The 1388-nt window shown below is 54.2% G+C and carries 1 protein-coding gene; it reads right to left on the minus strand.

Annotation, left to right across the window (positions count from 1 at the left end):
- Nucleotides 1–1388: 4-hydroxyphenylacetate 3-hydroxylase family protein (locus H8J70_RS12340; protein ID WP_186504589.1), on the minus strand; the 1388-nt coding region annotated here is incomplete at both ends.

Genomic DNA, 1388 nt, shown 5'->3' on the forward strand with positions numbered 1-1388 from the left:
GCCAGCTTCGAATACATAACTTCCTGGGCCTGCGGGCTGCCGGCACCGTGCATGCTTTCTACCAGCGCCGTACCACCGGTCATGACTTCGATCAGACGGGCTACGCGCATGCGGTCTGCCGTCGATACGCCGTCAACGCCTTTGAAGTATTTATCTACGTATTTGCCGATTTCCGGGCTTTCCAAATCAGCCTGGCTCGGCATCGTTGCGATGAAGCCGCCGGCAATATCCTGGGCCAGACGGTCGATTTCATAAATGTAGCGCGTAACGTTATGCTTGCTTACGTTTGCCAGCAGCATGTTGACGAAATACTGGCCGCTCGGCAGCTGTACCCCTTCAGCAGAGCAGGCAATGGAACAGGCATAGAGTGTTTCCGTCAGGTGGATCATTTCGTTGATCTTGCTCTTAATGTGGCTGGCTTTCGAATAGCCGTTCATGTCGGCCATAACCGCTGCGGCACCGATGACGATATCTGATACGCCGCCCTTGCAGCCGCCGTAGTTCTGGCGGTGGTAGCTGGCAAAGCGTGTAACCAGCATGCCTGCAAAGTCTACTTCGCCGCACATAAATACGCGTTCCCACGGTACGAAGACGTCGTTCAGGACGGTCAGGCATTCGCCGCCGACGATCCCGTACTTGGCATTGCCCTGATCGATGTCGCCTTCCAGTTTACGGCCATCATTGCTCTGGCGGCCAAAAATGTGCAGTACCCCCGGTGCGTCTACCGGCAAAGCACAGCATACGGCATAGTCTTCGTCGCCCGGTTTCAGGCTCATGGTCGGCATGATCAGCATTTCATGGCTGTTTACCATGCCCGTCATGTGAGCCTTGGCACCGCGGATGACGATACCTTTATCGTTCTTTTCTACGACGTGTACGAAGAGATCCGGATCGGACTGCTGGCTCGGCCGTTTGCTGCGGTCCCCCTTCGGGTCCGTCATCGCGCCGGCTACCATATGGTCCGTTTCCTGGATGTATTCGAGGAATTTCTTGAAGCGTTCATGATACTGCGTGCCATATTTCTGGTCCATTTCATAGGTCGTGCTGTACGTTGCGTTCATGGCATCAAAGCCAACGCAGCGCTGGTAGCATGTACCGGTCTTCAAAGACAGCATGCGCAGCATTTTTACTTTTTTAACCAGGTCTTCTACGCTCTGATGAATGTGCGTGAAGCGGTTGATCTTTTTGCCCGTCAGATGGGACGTAGCCGTCATCAGGTTTTCGTAAGCCGGATCCCAGGCCATATCGTACGTAACAGCCGCGGAATTCACGTGGCCGCGGATGAACGGATGGTCCGGTACTTCTGCTGCCGGAATCCGCTTACCCTGCAGATATACGACGATATTGCGTTTCTTCAGGCTTTCCTTGTATTCTTTCCCTGTCATCAT

Origin of the sequence: Megasphaera hominis (assembly GCF_014269395.1) — a bacterium.
GTDB lineage: Bacteria > Bacillota > Negativicutes > Veillonellales > Megasphaeraceae > Megasphaera > Megasphaera hominis.